This is a genomic window from Haloarchaeobius lipolyticus (assembly GCF_051208015.1).
Lineage (GTDB): Archaea > Halobacteriota > Halobacteria > Halobacteriales > Natrialbaceae > Haloarchaeobius.
This window is the reverse complement of the sequence record NZ_JBPKGF010000002.1, coordinates 1053364-1070269: the sequence shown is the minus strand read 5'-3', so window position 1 is coordinate 1070269 and position 16906 is coordinate 1053364. Positions and strand designations below refer to the sequence as shown.

At 64.8% G+C, this 16906-nt stretch carries 16 protein-coding genes; 6 read left to right on the top strand and 10 right to left on the bottom strand.

Annotated features, from left to right (window positions below; genetic code table 11):
• Window positions 1-28: 28 nt before the first annotated feature.
• The 3 genes from ACSC1Y_RS08395 to ACSC1Y_RS08385 are packed head-to-tail and all read right to left on the bottom strand — an operon-like array spanning window position 29 to window position 4145.
• Window positions 29-1066, bottom strand: coding sequence for an ABC transporter ATP-binding protein (locus ACSC1Y_RS08395; RefSeq protein WP_435334328.1), 1038 nt, complete (start codon window positions 1064-1066; stop codon window positions 29-31).
• Entirely contained in the window at window positions 1063-2985 is a 1923-nt protein-coding gene (locus tag ACSC1Y_RS08390) for an ABC transporter permease (protein ID WP_435334327.1), read from the bottom strand. Before ACSC1Y_RS08390 ends, ACSC1Y_RS08395 begins: the two co-directional genes overlap by 4 nt.
• Before the next feature lie 2 nt (window positions 2986-2987).
• On the bottom strand, window positions 2988-4145 hold the full coding sequence (locus ACSC1Y_RS08385) for a thiamine ABC transporter substrate-binding protein (RefSeq protein ID WP_435334325.1): 1158 nt from the start codon (window positions 4143-4145) through the stop codon (window positions 2988-2990).
• A 92-nt stretch (window positions 4146-4237) separates the two neighbouring features.
• Between ACSC1Y_RS08385 and ACSC1Y_RS08380 the strand changes: the two genes are divergently transcribed.
• Window positions 4238-5383: an AI-2E family transporter gene (locus ACSC1Y_RS08380; protein ID WP_435334324.1), complete on the top strand. Its 1146-nt coding sequence runs from the start codon at window positions 4238-4240 to the stop codon at window positions 5381-5383.
• A gap of 111 nt (window positions 5384-5494) precedes the next feature.
• Here ACSC1Y_RS08380 and ACSC1Y_RS08375 read toward each other — a convergent pair whose 3' ends face one another.
• Window positions 5495-6277, bottom strand: coding sequence for a sulfurtransferase (locus ACSC1Y_RS08375; protein WP_435334323.1), 783 nt, complete (start codon window positions 6275-6277; stop codon window positions 5495-5497).
• Between the two features lie 279 nt (window positions 6278-6556).
• Here ACSC1Y_RS08375 and ACSC1Y_RS08370 point away from each other — a divergent pair, with 279 nt between their 5' ends.
• Entirely contained in the window at window positions 6557-7411 is an 855-nt protein-coding gene (locus tag ACSC1Y_RS08370) for a sulfurtransferase (RefSeq protein ID WP_435334322.1), read from the top strand.
• 177 nt (window positions 7412-7588) lie between these two features.
• Window positions 7589-8218 carry a rubrerythrin family protein gene (locus ACSC1Y_RS08365; RefSeq protein WP_435334321.1) on the top strand — a complete coding sequence of 210 codons (630 nt, stop codon included), beginning with the start codon at window positions 7589-7591 and terminating at the stop codon, window positions 8216-8218.
• A gap of 30 nt (window positions 8219-8248) precedes the next feature.
• On the opposite strand, the gene ACSC1Y_RS08360 is transcribed toward ACSC1Y_RS08365, so the two are convergent.
• A complete protein-coding gene (locus tag ACSC1Y_RS08360; RefSeq protein WP_435334320.1) occupies window positions 8249-8521 on the bottom strand; it encodes a DUF7553 family protein in 273 nt (90 codons plus the stop codon).
• A 159-nt stretch (window positions 8522-8680) separates the two neighbouring features.
• Between ACSC1Y_RS08360 and uvrB the strand changes: the two genes are divergently transcribed.
• Window positions 8681-10744, top strand: coding sequence for an excinuclease ABC subunit UvrB (gene uvrB / locus ACSC1Y_RS08355; protein WP_435334318.1), 2064 nt, complete (start codon window positions 8681-8683; stop codon window positions 10742-10744).
• 20 nt (window positions 10745-10764) lie between these two features.
• Here uvrB and ACSC1Y_RS08350 read toward each other — a convergent pair whose 3' ends face one another.
• From ACSC1Y_RS08350 to ACSC1Y_RS08335, 4 genes are all read right to left on the bottom strand, one after another.
• Window positions 10765-12219, bottom strand: coding sequence for an FG-GAP repeat protein (locus tag ACSC1Y_RS08350; protein ID WP_435334317.1), 1455 nt, complete (start codon window positions 12217-12219; stop codon window positions 10765-10767).
• Between the two features lie 179 nt (window positions 12220-12398).
• A complete protein-coding gene (locus ACSC1Y_RS08345) occupies window positions 12399-12614 on the bottom strand; it encodes a DUF8015 family protein (RefSeq protein ID WP_435334316.1) in 216 nt (71 codons plus the stop codon).
• Between the two features lie 56 nt (window positions 12615-12670).
• Window positions 12671-13102 carry a universal stress protein gene (locus ACSC1Y_RS08340; protein WP_435334315.1) on the bottom strand — a complete coding sequence of 144 codons (432 nt, stop codon included), beginning with the start codon at window positions 13100-13102 and terminating at the stop codon, window positions 12671-12673.
• A 75-nt stretch (window positions 13103-13177) separates the two neighbouring features.
• Complete coding sequence (locus tag ACSC1Y_RS08335) at window positions 13178-14266, bottom strand: sulfite exporter TauE/SafE family protein (protein WP_435334314.1); 1089 nt, start codon at window positions 14264-14266, stop codon at window positions 13178-13180.
• A 269-nt stretch (window positions 14267-14535) separates the two neighbouring features.
• Between ACSC1Y_RS08335 and ACSC1Y_RS08330 the strand changes: the two genes are divergently transcribed.
• Window positions 14536-14688: a hypothetical protein gene (locus tag ACSC1Y_RS08330; protein WP_435334313.1), complete on the top strand. Its 153-nt coding sequence runs from the start codon at window positions 14536-14538 to the stop codon at window positions 14686-14688.
• Window positions 14689-14723: 35 nt separating this feature from the next.
• Here the strand turns inward: ACSC1Y_RS08330 and ACSC1Y_RS08325 are convergent, their stop codons facing one another.
• Window positions 14724-15206 (bottom strand): acyl-CoA thioesterase, encoded by a 483-nt coding sequence (locus ACSC1Y_RS08325; RefSeq protein WP_435334311.1) that lies wholly within the window; start codon window positions 15204-15206, stop codon window positions 14724-14726.
• 201 nt (window positions 15207-15407) lie between these two features.
• Here ACSC1Y_RS08325 and arcD point away from each other — a divergent pair, with 201 nt between their 5' ends.
• Entirely contained in the window at window positions 15408-16865 is a 1458-nt protein-coding gene (gene arcD, locus ACSC1Y_RS08320; protein WP_435334310.1) for an arginine/ornithine antiporter ArcD, read from the top strand.
• The last annotated feature ends 41 nt before the right edge of the window (window positions 16866-16906 follow it).

Genomic DNA, 16906 nt, shown 5'->3' with positions numbered 1-16906 from the left:
GTGAACCGTCCAGAAGCGGTCGCCCCTCTCACACCACGGTCGCGTCGCCCGGCTGGAACCCGAGCACCAGCGACTCGCCGACGTCGGGAATCGAGAACGAGTCGCTCCGCCAGATGACCTCGCGGCCGTCCCAGTCGCAGTGGACACGGACCGACTCGCCGAGGAACTCGGTCTGCGTGACCGTGACCTCGAACCGGTTCTCTGGATGGTCACGGTGGAGGTGTTCGGGGCGGATGCAGAACGTCACGGTATCCTCGCGCCCAGCAACGCTACCACCTAGTGCGAACTCGGCACCGTTCACCCGCACGCGAACCCCCTCCGTTTCGACTGGAGATACGTCACCGGTGAACACGTTGTTCTCTCCCACGAACTCTGCGACGAACCGAGTCGCTGGCGTTCGGTAGATCGCCTGCGGCGTCCCGACCTGTTCGATTCGCCCGCCGTGCATCACCGCTACCCGGTCCGACACCGCCAGGGCCTCGGCCTGGTCGTGTGTGACGTAGACGGTCGTGACGCCGAGTTCGGACTGGATGCGAGCGACCTCCCGTCGTAGCGACTCCCGGAGGCGGGCGTCGAGGGCGCTCATCGGTTCGTCGAGCAGGAGCACCTCCGGTTCCGGAGCGAGCGCTCGCGCCAGCGAGACCCGCTGTTGCTGGCCGCCGGAGAGTTCGTCGGGGGAGCGATCGCCCATCCCACCGAGGTCGACGAGGTCGAGCAGTTCCGCGACCCGGTCGTCGGCGTCGGCGGCGGAGACGTCTTGGAATCGCAGACCGTAACCGACGTTCTCGGCGACGCTCATGTGGGGGAACAGCGCGTAATTCTGGAAGACGACGCCCACGTTCCGGTCCTCCGGCGGGACGCCAGCAACGTCGCGATTACCGAACCGGACGGTCCCCGCGGTGAGTGTTTCGAACCCTGCGATGGTCCGAAGCGTGGTCGTCTTCCCGCAGCCGGAGGGGCCGACCAGTGTGAAGAACTCGCCGTCCTCGACGTGCAGGCTCACGTCTCTCAGGGCGTCGGTGTCGCCGTAGCTGACGGTGACCTCCTCGAGGGTGAGACTGGTCACGGCCGACCACCTCGGCTCCCCTCGCGTCCCTCGGCTCGGTGGTCTGACTCGACCGTTCCACCGAGCCGACCGACGACGACGAAGCTCGCGGCGGTCACCGCGAGCAGGAGGGTCCCCATCGCCATCGCTGGCCCGAACCGCCTTCCGAGGTAGCGTTCGACGGCGACTGGCATCGTGTAGCTGGCCGAATCGCTGGCCAATATCACCGTCGAATCGAACTCACCCACCGAGATGGCGAAGGCGAAGGCGGCGCCGGCGACGAGGCCGGTCGCCACGAGCGGAACTTCGATGTCGAAGAGCGCCCGCGTCCGGGTCGCACCGAGACTTCTGGCGGATTCGACCAGTCGCGTGTCGACGCCCGCCAATTGCGGGGCGACGTTCCGTACGACGAACGGATAGGCGGCGACCGCATGCGCCGCGACGATGGCGACGGCACCCGTCAGCTGCAGGCGCCAGCCACCCGGTAAGGGGATGCCGAAGACCAGCCCCCTGAGCAGGCCGACGCCGAAGACGACGCCTGAGACGGCGAATGGGAGCATCGTGAGCGTCTCGACCACCGCGCGCCCCCTGCTTCGACTCGCGCTTCGGTCGCTGCCAGCACCCCCTGCACCGCCACCGCTGCGGCCCGTCGTCACCACCGAGACGACGACACCCATCGGGACGGCGACGAGGACCGTCGCGGCCGCGAACAGGAGCGAGTTCACGATGGCGGGCAGTGGCTTCGTCTGGAAGCTCGCGCCGGTCGCCTGACGCTCGACGAGGAAGGCGTAGTGCCGGAGGGTGAAGCCAGCACCGTCGGTCAGGCTCTCGACGACCATGCTCCCCAGTGGGCCGACGAACAGGACGAACACGAACAGCCCGTAGACCGCGATGGCCCCCCGTTTCAGGTCGAGTTCGCCGAACAGGGGTTCGCGTTCCGGGCCGTCACCTCCAGCCATGGCTCGCTGGGCAGCCTCGTACCGAAGGTAGGCGTAGGTGAGTGCCAGCGAGATTACCGTCTCCATGACCGCGAGCGTCGCGGCCGACTCGAACTGGAGTCGCTGGACCCGGTCGTAGACCCAGACCTCGACCGTGGCGAGTTCGAGCCCACCCAGCGCGAGGACGATGGGGAACGTGAGGAAGGTGAAGATGTAGGTCAGGAGGGCTCCCGTCACGATGGCGGGACGAAGCTGGGGAACCACCACGTCGCGGAACGCCCGCCGTCGACTCGCTCCGAGGCTTCGGGCCGTCTCAACCGCACTCTGGTCGACCGACTCCCACGCGGCTGTCGTGATGCGAGTCACGAGCGGGGCGTTGTAGAACGCGTGGGCGAGGACGACGACGAGCAGGGGGTTCGCCTCCAGCAGATCGAGCGGGGCGATGCCGGCGAGGCCGACCAGCCAGTTCGCGAGACCGCCCCTGCCGAACGCGGCGTAGAACCCGCTCGCGACCATGATACCCGGGAGGACGAACGGGAGGATGGTGAGCGACCGAACCGTCTCCCGCCCGGGGAACTCGAACCGGGCGAGGACGTACGCGCCGGGGAGACCGACGAGAAGACTGGCGGCCGTAGACAGGAGCGCCTGCCACGCGGTGAATCCGAACAGCCCCTTGCGGAGCGGCGGGAGCTCGAGGTACCAGAACCCCAAATCGATGGCAGCCAGCCAGACGAGTACGTTCCCGAGATGGGTCCCGACGGCGAGCGGATCGGCGAACACATTCGCGAGCACGCCGGTGTAGAACGGGTCGGTCAGCACGGCCTGGAACGATGCAAGCGGGGTAGGCCCGGCGAACGCCTCGGCGAAGACGAGCCCGACCGGGAGAAAGAGCATCACTGCCAGCACGGCGACCGTCCCGACCGTCACTGCGGCGAGCCCGTACCTGTCCACCACTGCGCGGAGACGGACTCGCACGTCGAGGAGGCCGCCGGAGACCGGCATCCTCAGTTGCTAGCGATGGTCTTGGCCCACTCTTCGGTCCAGCCTGCGAGGTTGCCCTTCAGTTCGTCGTAGCTGAAGGCGACCGTCTCCGGCGGGCGGAACGCGTACTTGTTGAACGAGTCGGACAGCTGGACGTGTTCGTCGGTGACGGCGGGGAACTGGACGTTCCGGACCGCGATCTCCGCCTGCGTCTCGCTCGCGAGCATGAAGTTCAGGAACTCGTGGGCGAGGCGGGTCTGGTCCGAGCCTTCGACGACCGCCATCCCCTCGGGGTTGGCGTAGCCCTGGTCGTTGAGGAAGCCGATCTGGTGGCGTTCCATCGGTAGCTTGTCCCGGTTCGCGTACACCTGGTCCGTCGAGTAGGAGACCACCATCGGCCGCTGGCCGTCGAGGTAGGCCTTGTACGCGTCCCACCACGAACCGAGAATCTTCACGTCGTTGTCCTGGAGCTGCTTCCAGTAGTCGAGGTAACCGTCCTCGCCGAAGGCGTCGATGGTCCACAGCATGAACGCCTGGCCGGAGTCGGTCGACTGGGCGTTCTGGGCGAGCAGCGTGCCCTCGTAGGCGGGCGTCGTCAGGTCCTCGAACGTCTTCGGTTCGTCGACGACGCTCTCGTCGTAGACGAGGCTGATGTAGCCCGTATCGTAGGGAACGACCCTTCCCTTCGGGTCGTCGAACGAGAGTTCCGGACGCACGCGCTCGGCGTGCGGAACCCGGTCTCGCGAGAGCTTCCCGAACAGTCGATTCTCGCCGAGTGCCCCGTCGATGGTGACGAGGTCGTCGATGTTGAGACCGACGAACACGTCGATGTCGACACTCGCACCCTGTTGCCGACGCTGGACGTACTCAGTGACGCCGTTCTCGGGCGTCTTCCACTCGATGGTGACGTCGTCGTACCGCGACTCGAACTGCTCTTTGATCCACGCGCCCGGACTGCTCGAGGGCGAGTCGACGAAGGAGGGGTAGGTCCCGACCGTCAACGTCCCGGTCGGTTCGCCCGCAGTCGTCGTCTTCCCGCTACCGCTGGTCTCCCCCGTGCCGCTGGTCTTCGACCCGTCGGTTCCTCCCGCCTCGTCGTCGGTCTGGTCCTTGGTCAGGCAACCGGCCAACCCCAGCCCACCGACCACACCGACCGAAGATACGAACTCTCTCCGTCTCATTACTCGGTGATTTCGGGCGGTGGTAGATAAATCACATGACTCTGCTCTGTTGGCCAGTCTACCTTTTTAGCCGTGCGAGTACTGATTCGATTGTGCAACTGAATCGACGCGTCGTTCTCACACTACTCGTGCTCGTTGCAGGTGTGTTGGCGTGGGCGACGCTCTCTGCGGTGTTCGGAACGGTCTTCTTCGCGCTCACCGTCGCCAGCGTGGTCAGCCCCGTCCAGACCTGGCTCGAGGGACGGGGTCTCCCTTCGTACTGGGCGGGCGTTTTGACGACGCTGGTGACGTTCGTGGGTGGACTCGCCGTGTTCGTCCCCGTGGCCGTCATCGCCTACGTCAGGCGGGAACGGCTCATCGAACTGGTTCGGCAGCTGCCGCCGGCGTTCACGACCGAGATATTGGGCGTATCGTACTCCGTCGAACTGGGCGAGGTCGAGAATCTCGTCGTGACCTACCTCTCGTCGTTCGCCGTGACGATCGCGAAAGCGACCCCAGACCTCGCGCTCAAGGCTGCACTGTTCGTGATGGTCCTGTTCGCGTTCCTCGTCGAGCAGGACCGCGTCTACCGTGCCGCGATAGCGGTCGTCCCGCCGTCCTACCGTGACATCGCCGACGCGTTCGTCGAACGGGCGAGCGACACGTTGTTCGCCATCTACGTGCTCCAGATTGCGACCGCGCTCGGCACGTTCCTCATCGCGCTCCCCGTGTTCTGGGTACTCGGCTACGAGTATTGGGTGTCGATGGCCGCCGTCGCCGGCGTCCTGCAGTTCCTGCCCATCATCGGCCCGAGCGTCCTCATCGGGGCGACGGCACTCTGGCACGTCAGTCAGGGTGACCTGCCGAGCGCCATCGTCGTGGCGGTCGTCGGTGGCATCGTCATCGGCTACCTGCCGGACGCGGTCATCAGACCCCGACTGGCACAGATGACGGCCGACATGCCCGGAAGCCTCTACTTCATCGGTTTCATCGGCGGGCTGTTGAGCGTCGGACCGGTCGGCGTCATCGCCGGGCCGCTCGTCGTCGCCCTGTTCTCGGAGTCGCTGGAGCTGCTCTCCGAGGCGGTCAACGGCGAGGACGAAGACCCACTCCGGACCGACCCGATCGACGATGCGACCGATGCCGCGACAGCTGCCGCGGCCGGGGTCATCGAGGAGGCGGAGGAATCGGTCGCAGAAACGGTGGACGTAGTCGAGGATTCTCTCGACGGTACTGACGGGGACGCCGACGACCGATGAGGTGGTCTCGCCCGGTCGGATTGTTCGCCTCGACCGAGCGGACTACGTCGCCTCGACCGAGCGGACTACGTCGCCTCGACCGAGCGGACTACGTCGCCCCGACCGAGCGGACTACGTCGCCTCGACCGGACCGTCTATCTTCTCCCACTCGGTCAGCGAGCCCTCGTAGAACTCGACGGTCTCGTAGCCGAGGTGACGTAGCGCGACGTAGGTGTGACTGATGCGCCGGGCGGTGTTACAGTAGAGGACGATGCGTTTCTCCGGTGTGGCACCCAGCTCGGCGAGCAGGTCCCGCAACTCGTCCTCGGGTTTCAGTCCGCGCGTCTCTTCGTCGACGAGGTCGCGCCAGTCCAGCAGCTGGGCACCGGGGATGTGGCCCTCGTCGAACTCCCACTCCTCGCGGGTGTCGAGCAGGACGACGTCGGGGTCGTCGAGCGCGTCGAGGACGGTCTCCGCGGAGACGAGGGGTCGCTCCTCCGGGGGGGTCACCTCGTACTCGGTCGGTTCGACGTCGGGAACCGACGTGGTGGTCTCGTACTCCCGGTTCCAGGCGCTGTAGTCGCCGTCGAGCAGGTGGACGTCGTCGTGGCCGTAGTTGAGCGCCGTGACGACGAAGCGAGCGGCGAACACGCCGTGGGTGTCGTCGTAGGCGACGAGGGTGTCGTCGGGTTCGATGCCGGCTTCGGACATGAGGTCGGCCCACACCTCGGCGCCGGGGAGCATTCCCTCGTCGACGTCGTCTTCGCTCCGGAAGCTGTCGAAGGGGACGTTCACCGCGCCGGGCAGGTGGCCGATTCCTTCGTACTCCCACGCGTCGCGGACGTCGACGATGCGGACGCGCTCGCGGTTCTCGGCGAGCCAGCCGCGGGAGACGACCCAGGGTACGTCGGTCATGGTCGGCGGTTCGCTCCGGCGTCAGTAAGCCTTCCCGGTCACGGCGACGGCCTCCGACTCGCAGGTACCGGAAACTATATCCGGTGTCTGTTTCCCTCGCATATATGTCGTTATTCTGTTTGGAGCCGAACCGTTCGAGCCAAAAACGACGTCACACTTCCTTCCGTCACCGCCCGATATCGTCAGAGAAGGAGGTGATTCTCTCCGGTTCACCCAACGTCCGGCGGCTCCTGCCGCAGGGGCACAAGGATATACCCCCGGCGCGATAACTACGGATGTATGACTGACTACGCAAAGGACGTACTCGTCGACGCGGACTGGGTGGAAGACAATCTGGAAGAGTTCCAGAGCGACGACCCCAGCCTCCGACTCGTCGAGGTCGACGTCGACACCGAGGCGTACGAGGAGAGTCACGCCCCGGGCGCCATCGGCTTCAACTGGGAGACACAGCTCCAGGACCAGACGACCCGTGACATCCTGACGAAGGACGAGTTCGAGGACCTCCTCGGCTCTCACGGCATCACCGAGGACTCCACGGTCGTCCTTTACGGTGACAACTCGAACTGGTTCGCGGCCTACACCTACTGGCAGTTCAAGTACTACGGCCACGACGACGTCCGTCTCATGGACGGTGGCCGCGACTACTGGCTCGAGAACGACTACCCGCTCACGGACGAGGTACCCTCGTTCAGCGAGCAGACCTACAACGCGAGCGGCCCGCGCGAGTCCATCCGCGCCTACCGCGAGGACGTCGAGAACGCCATCGAGCGCGGCGTCCCCCTCGTCGACGTTCGCTCGCCCGAGGAGTTCTCCGGCGAGATTCTCGCGCCCCCGGGCCTGCAAGAGACCGCCCAGCGCGGCGGCCACATCCCGGGCGCCTCCAACATCTCGTGGGCGGCCGTGACCAACGACGACGGGACGTTCAAGACCTACGACGAGCTCAAGGAGCTCTACGCGGAGCACGGCATCGACGGCGAGTCGACGACCGTCGCCTACTGCCGCATCGGCGAGCGTTCGTCCGTCGCCTGGTTCGCGCTCCACGAACTGCTCGGCTACGAGGACGCCATCAACTACGACGGCTCCTGGACCGAGTGGGGCAACCTCGTCGGCGCGCCCATCGAGAAGGGCAACTGAGGTCGTCCACCGGTACCGTTCTTCCGATTCGCTTTCTTTCGGCCCGCTCGCTCCTCGTGAGCGGTTTCGCCGTCTCTCGACGGTGGCCGAACCGAAACGCCATCCGGACCGTCACGACTTCCGGCCCAATCCGCCCTTGGCGGCAGGTACAAAGTGGCGGCGAGAGAATCGACGGGTATGGACGCAGACGACTTCCTCGAGACGGTCCGCAACGAGAACCAGACCGCCCTCTCCCGGCTCGGTTCCTCGAAGGCCCTCTACGCCCTCACCGGCGGCGAGCTGAACGCCGAGAACATCGAGCAGGTCGCCGCCGGCCTCGCCGACGTGAACGCCGACCTGTTCGGGAAGTGGCCCGGCGAGGTAGACGAGGGCTCCGACGAGGAGCTGACCTCGTTCTACGCGAAGATCGCCGACGAGGAAGGCGACTGGTACGACTCGCTCGACGTCGACGTCGACGGGAACGAGTACGCCTTCCACGAGACGCTGCGCGAGTACCACTCGCCCGTCACACGAACCGCGGCGCTCGTCGGCTACACGCTGGTCGAGCTGAAGCTCGCCGACCAGTTCGTCGGGTTCTACGTCGGCAACGCCGACCCGCAGACCGCTCAGACCTTCCGCGACCGGAAGGGCACGCTGGAGGCGCGGCTCGACGCGGCGACGGAGCATCTCGCCCGCATCTGTACCGACGAGGAGGGCGAGGACGAGGAGACCGCGGAACGCGTCGCTTCCGAGGTCGTGCAGTCTGCGTACGAGGTCTACACCGACCGGCTCGAAGAGATGGGAGTGAACCCGAAGCCGGTCTGCTGACGCGGTTCGTCGAACCGGAACCGTTCCTGCTCAGACTCCCTTCACCGTGCTCCGGAACTCGCGAACCTCGACCAGCGCCTCGTCGAGTTTCTTCTCGACGACGCCGCCCTCGGCCTCCGCGACCTCGGTGAGGATTCGCTCGTGTCGGGCGAGTCGGCCGTGGTCCGGCCCTCGTTCGGCCTCGGCGTGTTTGGCGAACTGCTCGGCCTGCTTCTCGAGTCGCTCCCGTGCGTCGTTGTGTGTGGTAGCCTCGGCGGCTTCGCGGATGAGTTCTGCGGCGTTCTGAAGGTGTTCTCGTGACATGTCTCCACCTACGCACTCCCGCCGATAATCGTTTGCGGTGCGGTGACATTCGCCGCCGGCTGTGACGGTGTCGCCGGCTCCACGTCGGGACATCTCGGATTGTTCACACACCACACGAACGCACCACTCATACTGTTCGCGCCCATAATCTGTTCACGAATGAGCGACGCAAACTCGGGGCCCCTGCAGCCGGACCGGCCAGAGGCCCAGCAGCCGTTCCGGGTCGATGCGCCCTTCGAGCCTGCGGGGGACCAGCCGCAGGCCATCGAGGAGCTGGTCGGGGGGTTCGAGTCCGGTGCGAAAGAGCAGACCCTGCTCGGCGTAACCGGCTCCGGCAAGACCAACACCGTCTCGTGGGTCGTCGAGGAGATACAGCAGCCGACGCTGGTCATCGCCCACAACAAGACGCTGGCGGCCCAGCTGTACGACGAGCTCCGGAACCTGTTCCCGGACAACGCGGTCGAGTACTTCGTCTCCTACTACGACTACTACCAGCCAGAGGCGTACGTCGAGCAGACGGACACCTACATCGACAAGGACGCCTCCATCAACGACGAGATAGACCGCCTGCGCCACTCCGCGACCCGCTCGCTCCTCACGCGGGACGACGTCATCGTGGTCGCGAGCGTCTCGGCCATCTACGGCCTCGGCGACCCGCGGAACTACGTCGATATGGCGATGCGCCTCGAGGTGGGCGAGGAGGTTGGCCGCGACGAGTTGTTGAAACGGCTCGTCGACCTGAACTACGAGCGCAACGACGTCGACTTCACGCAGGGGACCTTCAGGGTCCGGGGCGACACCGTCGAGGTGTTCCCGATGTACGGCCGGTACGCCGTCCGCATCGAGCTCTGGGGCGACGAGATAGACCGGATGGTGAAGATAGACCCGCTCAAGGGTGAGGTCGTCAGCGATGAACCCGCCGTGCTCGTCCACCCGGCGGAGCACTACTCCATCCCCGAGCAGCGTCTCCAGAACGCGATGGCGGAGATACGCGAGGACATGGCGAACCGCGTGCGCTACTTCGAGCGCAAGGGCGACGCCATCGCCGCCCAGCGAATCGAGGAACGGACCACCTTCGACCTCGAGATGATGCAGGAGACAGGCTACTGCTCCGGCATCGAGAACTACTCGCTCTACCTCTCCGACCGCGAGTCGGGCGACGCGCCGTACACCCTACTCGACTACTTCCCAGACGACTTCCTCTGCGTCATCGACGAGTCACACCAGACGCTGCCCCAGATAAAGGGCCAGTTCGCCGGCGACAAATCCCGGAAGGACTCGCTGGTCGAGAACGGCTTCCGGCTCCCGACGGCGTACGACAACCGGCCGCTCACCTTCGAGGAGTTCATCGAGAAGACCGACAACCGGCTGTACGTCTCCGCGACGCCGGGTGACTACGAGGAGGAGCACTCCGAGAACGTCGCCGAACAGATCGTTCGCCCCACGCACCTGGTCGACCCGAAGGTCGAAGTGTCGCCCGCTACCGGACAGGTAGACGACCTCATGGACCGCATCGACGAGCGGGTCGAACGCGACGAGCGCGTCCTCGTCACGACGCTCACCAAGCGCATGGCCGAGGACCTGACCGAGTTCCTCGAGGAGTCCGGTATCGACGTGGCGTACATGCACGACGAGACGGACACGCTCGAACGTCACGAACTCGTCCGATCACTGCGACTCGGCGACATCGACGTGCTCGTCGGCATCAACCTGCTCCGGGAGGGGCTCGACATCCCCGAGGTCAGCCTCGTCGCCATCCTCGACGCCGATCAGGAGGGCTTCCTTCGCTCCGAGACGATGCTCGTCCAGACGATGGGCCGCGCCGCTCGGAACGTCAACGGCGAGGTCGTCCTCTACGCCGACGAGCCTTCCGACGCGATGGAGTCCGCCATCGAAGAGACCCAGCGCCGTCGGGAGATTCAGCAACAGTACAACGAGGAACACGGCTTCACGCCGACGACCATCGAGAAGGAGGTCGGCGAGACGAACCTACCCGGCAGCGAGACCGACACGAGCGGCATCGCCGGCTCCGGGACACCGGAGGACGCCGAAGCTGCCACCGCCCAGATACAGCGACTCGAAGAGCGGATGCAGGAGGCCGCCAGCAACCTCGAGTTCGAACTGGCGGCGGACATCCGCGACCGGATTCGCGACCTCAGGCGGGAGTTCGACGCCCTGGACGACGAAGGTGGGGTTCCAGAACCGCAGGGCGAGGAATTCTGACGTCGGCTCCCCAGAGACGGTCACTCGGTCGGCACGAGAAAGACGCGGTCGCCGACGAAGGCGAGGTCGCCGTCGATTCCGATGGGACCGTCTTCGCCCGCGAACATACCGTGGAAACTGAAATCCCCCTCGAAATCCCTCCCTAGGAAGAAGACGGAGCGATCATCTCCCCCAGCTGGCTCGCGAAATTCTTCCGGGCGTCGAACCGCCTGCGAACCAACCGCCAGGGCAGCGTCTCCGTCGACAACGGCAGCCCCGACTGTTCCACCAGGAAGTCCGATTCTACTCCCAACAACCCAACCCGATGATGTGCGTTCCATCACTGCGACAGAATCCCGATATATGCTACCGAGAACCGCTGTACTTCCGTCGAATGAGCCGGAGAGGTGACCATCGAACTTTCTTTCCAGTTGCCAGCTATCAGTCGCTCTTCTGAACACGGCAACAGCACCGGCGACGGAAATGAAGGGGAAGTCTTCATTCTCCTCTTGGGGATACATAGGTGCTCCAACGAGGGCAGTGTCGCCGTCGAGTTTCACCGAGATACCGAAACCTGACTGCTGCCAGTTCGGGTTCGATTCAGGTGGCGTTAACTTCGTCTGTTGCGTCCACTCTCCGTCTTCGCATTCGAATATGTAGGCACTATCTCTCGCTCCGACGATAGCTGTGTCTCCACTGAGTGAAACTGGCACGTCGTGTCCATACGGATCACCGAAGCCATCTTGATCGTCCGGCGTCAGCGTGGCTACCTGCTCCATGGAGCACCCAACCCGTTCGTACAGGACAGCAGTTTCCTGATCGCTGACCAGGACGGTGTCACCGTCGAGTGAGAGCGTCCCTCCGTAGGACGTGGACGCACCGTGGAACCAGGTGCCGTCGGGTCTAATGACGACGTCTCGTTCGAGGCTCGACGCATCGCCACGGACCGCGACTGGGAGACCATCGACTTCGACGAGCTCTCCGATCTCCTTCCAGGGGGCTTTGCACTCCCTGAACGGGTTCTGACTGTAGTCGTACACACCATCGTCTACCACTGCGCGTACCGCTTCGAGACGTGCAGAAGAACCAGGAACAGCGCTCTCGAGTTCGAGGACCAGTCGGTCGTTTTCGGTATCGGGGGACAGCGTCAGGTCACCTGGTGTGGGTTCCTCCAGTGGTCTGGGTACGTTCACCTCGTGTTCTTGGCCGTCGGTTCCGACGTATCGAACAGTCAGGGAAGGGATATCGTACCTGTAGTGAATGATGGCACGCCCGCAAGTCCTGAACCGAACGTCGACATTGTAGTTAGACACGACGTTCGCCGACCCTGTCTCTGTGCTACCCCCGGCGCTGGTAGACCCGGCTCCAGCGACGCCTCCGAGGCCGGTGATAGCGCCGACGCTCGACACGGCGTGAAGGAACGAGCGGCGGCTGGTGGTCGCATCGTCGTCAGCCCGGATGTTGTCTCCCGAGTTCGGGAACTGGCTCTCTCTCACGAGTCACGGTTCGAAGGTCTTGTAGAAAAACAGATATGAATGTGCTGGTAGCTGGAAGAACCGGATATCCAGAACAAACCTGCCCGACGTAACAGACCAGGACCGCGGATTAACGACCCCGGAAGGGTCGATCAACGTCGGCGTCGAGGAGAATAGGGTCGATTCAGTTCAGTGGTCGGTCAGTTCAGCGCCTCGACCTCGTCCGTGAGGTCGTCGGGCGCGTCGACCGGTCCGTTGACGAACAGGCCGTGACCGATGACGGCGGCAGCGACGAGGCCCGTGCTCACGACCGAGAGCGACATCGAGACGGTGGTGAAGCTCCCGATGGCGACGCCGGCAAGCAGGCTCACCGCGACGGCGGCCAGGACCAGGTCGTAGTACTGCCACGTGTACATACCCGGAAGTCGGGGGCCTGGCCGGAAAAGGCTGGGGACACCGTCTTCCGGTCCTACTAGCCTTCCCTGATGGTCATCACGGGGACCGGCGACTTCCGGACGACCTTCTCTGCGACGCTCCCGATGAGGTAGTGCTCCAGCCCGGTCCGGCCGTGCGTCGCCATCACGACGAGGTCGCACGCGGACTCGTCGGCGTACTCCAGTATCTCGGTCGTCGGGACGCCAGCTCGCTCTCGACGGACGGTCTCCACGTCGTCGGGGAGGGCGTCGATTGCGGCGTCGATGGCCGCCTCGGCACGCTCGTCCTCCATGTCCTCCCAGACGCTCGGAGAGATGCCGGCGGAGGGTGACTCGAACCGGTTGCGGGTGTCGACCACGCTCAGGACGTGGACGGTCGAGCCGAAGCGCTGTGCGACCTCGGCAGCGTGCTCGACGGCGGCCGACGTCTCGTCGCTCCCGTCGGTCGGCAGGAGGATGTCGTCGTACATACGAGAGAACAGGCCTGCGAGCCGGAAAAAATCTCCAGCAAATCACTGTGGCCGATTCGCCCGCGAGGGGTGTCCTCAGATGAGTCCAGACGCGATGATGAACAGCGCGGTCGAGATGATCGCGAACAGGACACCGACCCCCTGCTTGATGATCTCCGTGTCGAGGGCAGAGGCGACGTAGGGCGCTATCTGGCCGCCGATGACGGTCGCCGGGACGGTCCAGACGACCATGTCCCAGCGCGTGCTCGCGAGGTCGAGCGCGTGTCCGCCGGGGACGAACTGGCCCCCGAAGACGTGGACGAGCGAGGCGAGGATGGCCGTCGCCGCGACGACGATGTGGTTCGTCCCGATGGCGACGCGGACGGGGATCTTCGAGCCGAGCATCGAGATGATACCGAGTTCACCGATACCGAAGCCGGCGAGACCCTGGAAGATGCCACCGATGCTGTAGTTCCCGAACCGTCTGGTGTAACCACTTCGGTCGTAGACGTACTCTTCGCCGTCGCGGTCGACCCGGGTGACGGTGCCGTCGTCGGCCGTGTTCACGCCGGCCGGACCGAGCTTGCCGTCGTCGTCCGGGAGGTTCGTCCCGCCGTCCGCGCCGACCGGTTCGTCGGCGTCGTCACCGTCGGGGGCCTCGTGACCGAGATCGGCCTTGAAAAGCAAGTACGACGCGGCGAGTAGGGCGATACCCAGTAACGCCTGGAAGACCGGCGCGGGGATGACGAACGAGAGCAACGCGCCGGCGACGACGAACGGGATTGCCCCACCGACGAGGGTCGCGGCGAGCTTGCGGTCGACCAGCCCGTACTGGATGAACGCGAGTGCCGAGCTGGACAGGCCGAACGATTCGCTGATGAGCCCGATCTTCACGAGCTGTTGTGGGCTGAGTTCGAACCCGGCGAGTACTGGGAAGATGAATATCAGGAACGGAACGAACAACGCCGAGCCGCTGATGCCGACCGTGTTGACGGTGGTCGCCCCCAGAACGAAGAACGGGAACAGCCACCAGAACTGGAGCCAGTAGCTGCTACCCGTATCCGCTGGCGTCGGCGCGAACAGGTAGACTGCCGCGACGAAGAGCGCGGGTGCTGCGAAGACGAAGATGTGCTGATACTTCAGAAACGTCTTCTGGAGTGTACTGTACGAAGAGGACGAGCTCATTGGGTGGTGAGCCGAAGCTATGGGAGTCATGGTTAAAGAATGTTGCCCTATCCGCCAAATTCGGGGGTTTGGGGCCGTATGACACGGGTTCGGTTACTTCCTCCCACCGGAGATCGCGTTCGTTTTTCGGTCGATGAACCGACAAACTGCAGAGCCGGGAACCGACGCGCCAGTCTCTCGAATCCCTAATGTTTATTGGCGAGGCTCTGGTATGTCCTACTGTAATGAGTTTTCGAGAGCGACCCCCCGAGAGAGAGCCTGGGCAGTCAGTGGTAGACGACGACGAATCGATGCCGACTCTCGAAGACACACCGGAACCCATCCCACGAGGAGTAGTCGGCCGCCTGCGGTACCACGTTCACACCTGGCCACGACGGTTCGTCGAGATGCAGGTACGCGCCATCGGTGGCCGGACGCGCTGAGTTGACGACAGTTCTGAGTGTCGAGACGACCGACCTCACTGGACGAGCGCAGCGCGCTGTTTCTCCCGTCTGTCGATAGCCGCCTCGTGGAGTGCCTGCTCCATCTCGGTCTCGCAGGTGAGCTTCGGGACCGTCGTCGGCGTCCCGTCCTCGTCGAGGGCGACCATCGTGAAGAACGAGGTCGCTGTCTGTTCGTACTCACCGTGTGCGGGCCGCTCCGAGCGGACCTCCACTTTGACGTCCATGCTGCTCTCGCCCGTATCGAAGACGTAACCCCTGACCACGACAACGTCGCCCAGTTCGATGGGTGCCGAGAAGTCGACGTGGTCCATCGCGGCCGTGACGACCTGCCGGCGGGCGTACCGCCGGGAAGCGATGGCGGCACAGATGTCCATCCAGTGGAGGATGGCCCCGCCCATGGCGCGTCCGAGGTTGTTCGTGTGGTCGGGCATCAGTATCTCACTCATCTCGGTGTAGGATTCGGCGAGTGAGGCGGCGTCAGAGTCGTGCTCGTACATGGGCGAACGGGGTCACTGGCCGAGGATAAAACTACTGGAATTTGGTTAATACAAGTATGATTGTTTCGTGGAGTGGTTCACGGTATACAGCCCCGTGGGTGGCTCTCTCTGCCTGTTTCCGCATAGGCGACCTGTCTTTATTCGATAGTTCTGGGTAATACAACGACGAACTTTAATGCCCAATAGGAATATAACGGGGTGATGACAAGCCTCTCGTTCGAACCACTCACCTACGAAGACATCCCCGAGTCCAGGCGTCCGACGCTTGGACAGGCGCTCGTGCCGCTGCTCGGGATGGTCCTGTTCCTCAGCGTCGGGGCCATCATCCTGGGGCTCGACCCGCACCTCCCCATCATCTGGGGAGCGACGTTGACCGCTGCCGTCGGTCGCTACTGGCTCGGCATCTCCTGGGAGGAGCTGTTCGAGGGACTCGTCGACGGCATCCGGATGGGCATGCAGGCGATACTCATCCTGTTCATCATCTACATGCTCATCGCCACGTGGACCTCGGCCGGCACCATCCCCGGACTCATCTACTACGGGCTCGAACTGCTCAACCCGACAGTCTTCCTTCCCGTGACGGCCGCACTCGCGACCGTCGTCGCGTTCTCCATCGGCTCCTCGTGGACCACCGCCGGGACCCTCGGCGTCGCCTTCATGGGCATCGGTGCCGGTCTCGGCGTCCCCGAGCCGATGACGGCTGGTGCCATCCTCACGGGAGCTTACACCGGTGACAAGATATCGCCGCTGTCGGACACGACGAACCTCGCGGCCGCGGTCACGAACACGGACCTGATGGACCACGTTCGGACGATGCGAGTCGGCACCGGTATCGCCCTCGCCATCTCGCTCGTCCTCTACGCGGTCCTCGGCCTCTCCGCGACGGGGAGCATCCCCGCCGGCCGTGTCGACACCATCCAGACGGCTATCGAGGGCAGCTACGCCATCTCGCCCCTCGTCTTCCTCCCGCTGTTGGTGACGTTCGCGCTCGCCCTGTACGGCTTCCCGGCACTCCCGTCGCTGCTTTCGGGCGTCTTCGCCGGCGTCTTCACCACCATCGCGTTCCAGGGCGTCGGATTCACCGCCGCCTGGGAGATCGCCCAGAACGGCACCTCGCCCGAGACGGGCTCCGACCTGGTCAACAACCTGCTCGCTTCCAGCGGCCTCATGGGCTCGACGTGGACCATCACCATCGTCGTCGCCGCCCTCGCGCTCGGTGGACTGCTCGAGCGCACGGGAGTCATCGCGACCATCGCGCACTACATCGCGAAGATCGTCCACAGCGTCGCCAGTCTCACCATCGGAACGGGCGTCGCCGCGATATCGATGAACCTGCTGGCCGCGGAACAGTACATGAGCATCGTCGTGCCCGGCATGACACTCCGCGGACTGTACGACGATTACGACCTCGAGTCACGCAACCTCTCTCGCGCCGTCGAGGCGTCCGGGACCGTCACCTCTGCGCTCATCCCGTGGAACGCGGGTGGCGCGTACATGTGGTCCGTGCTCGGCGTCCACCCCTTCGAGTACGCTCCGTACTACTTCCTCGGCTTCCTCGCGCCGAGCATCCTCGTGATCATGGCGGTCACGGGCTGGCAGATAACCTACGAGGACGACGCACCGTCGTCGGCCGGTCGCGGAACACCGGCGGACGACTGAGCTGACGTCGATTCGGCAACGACCGGCGTCGCCACTCGTCG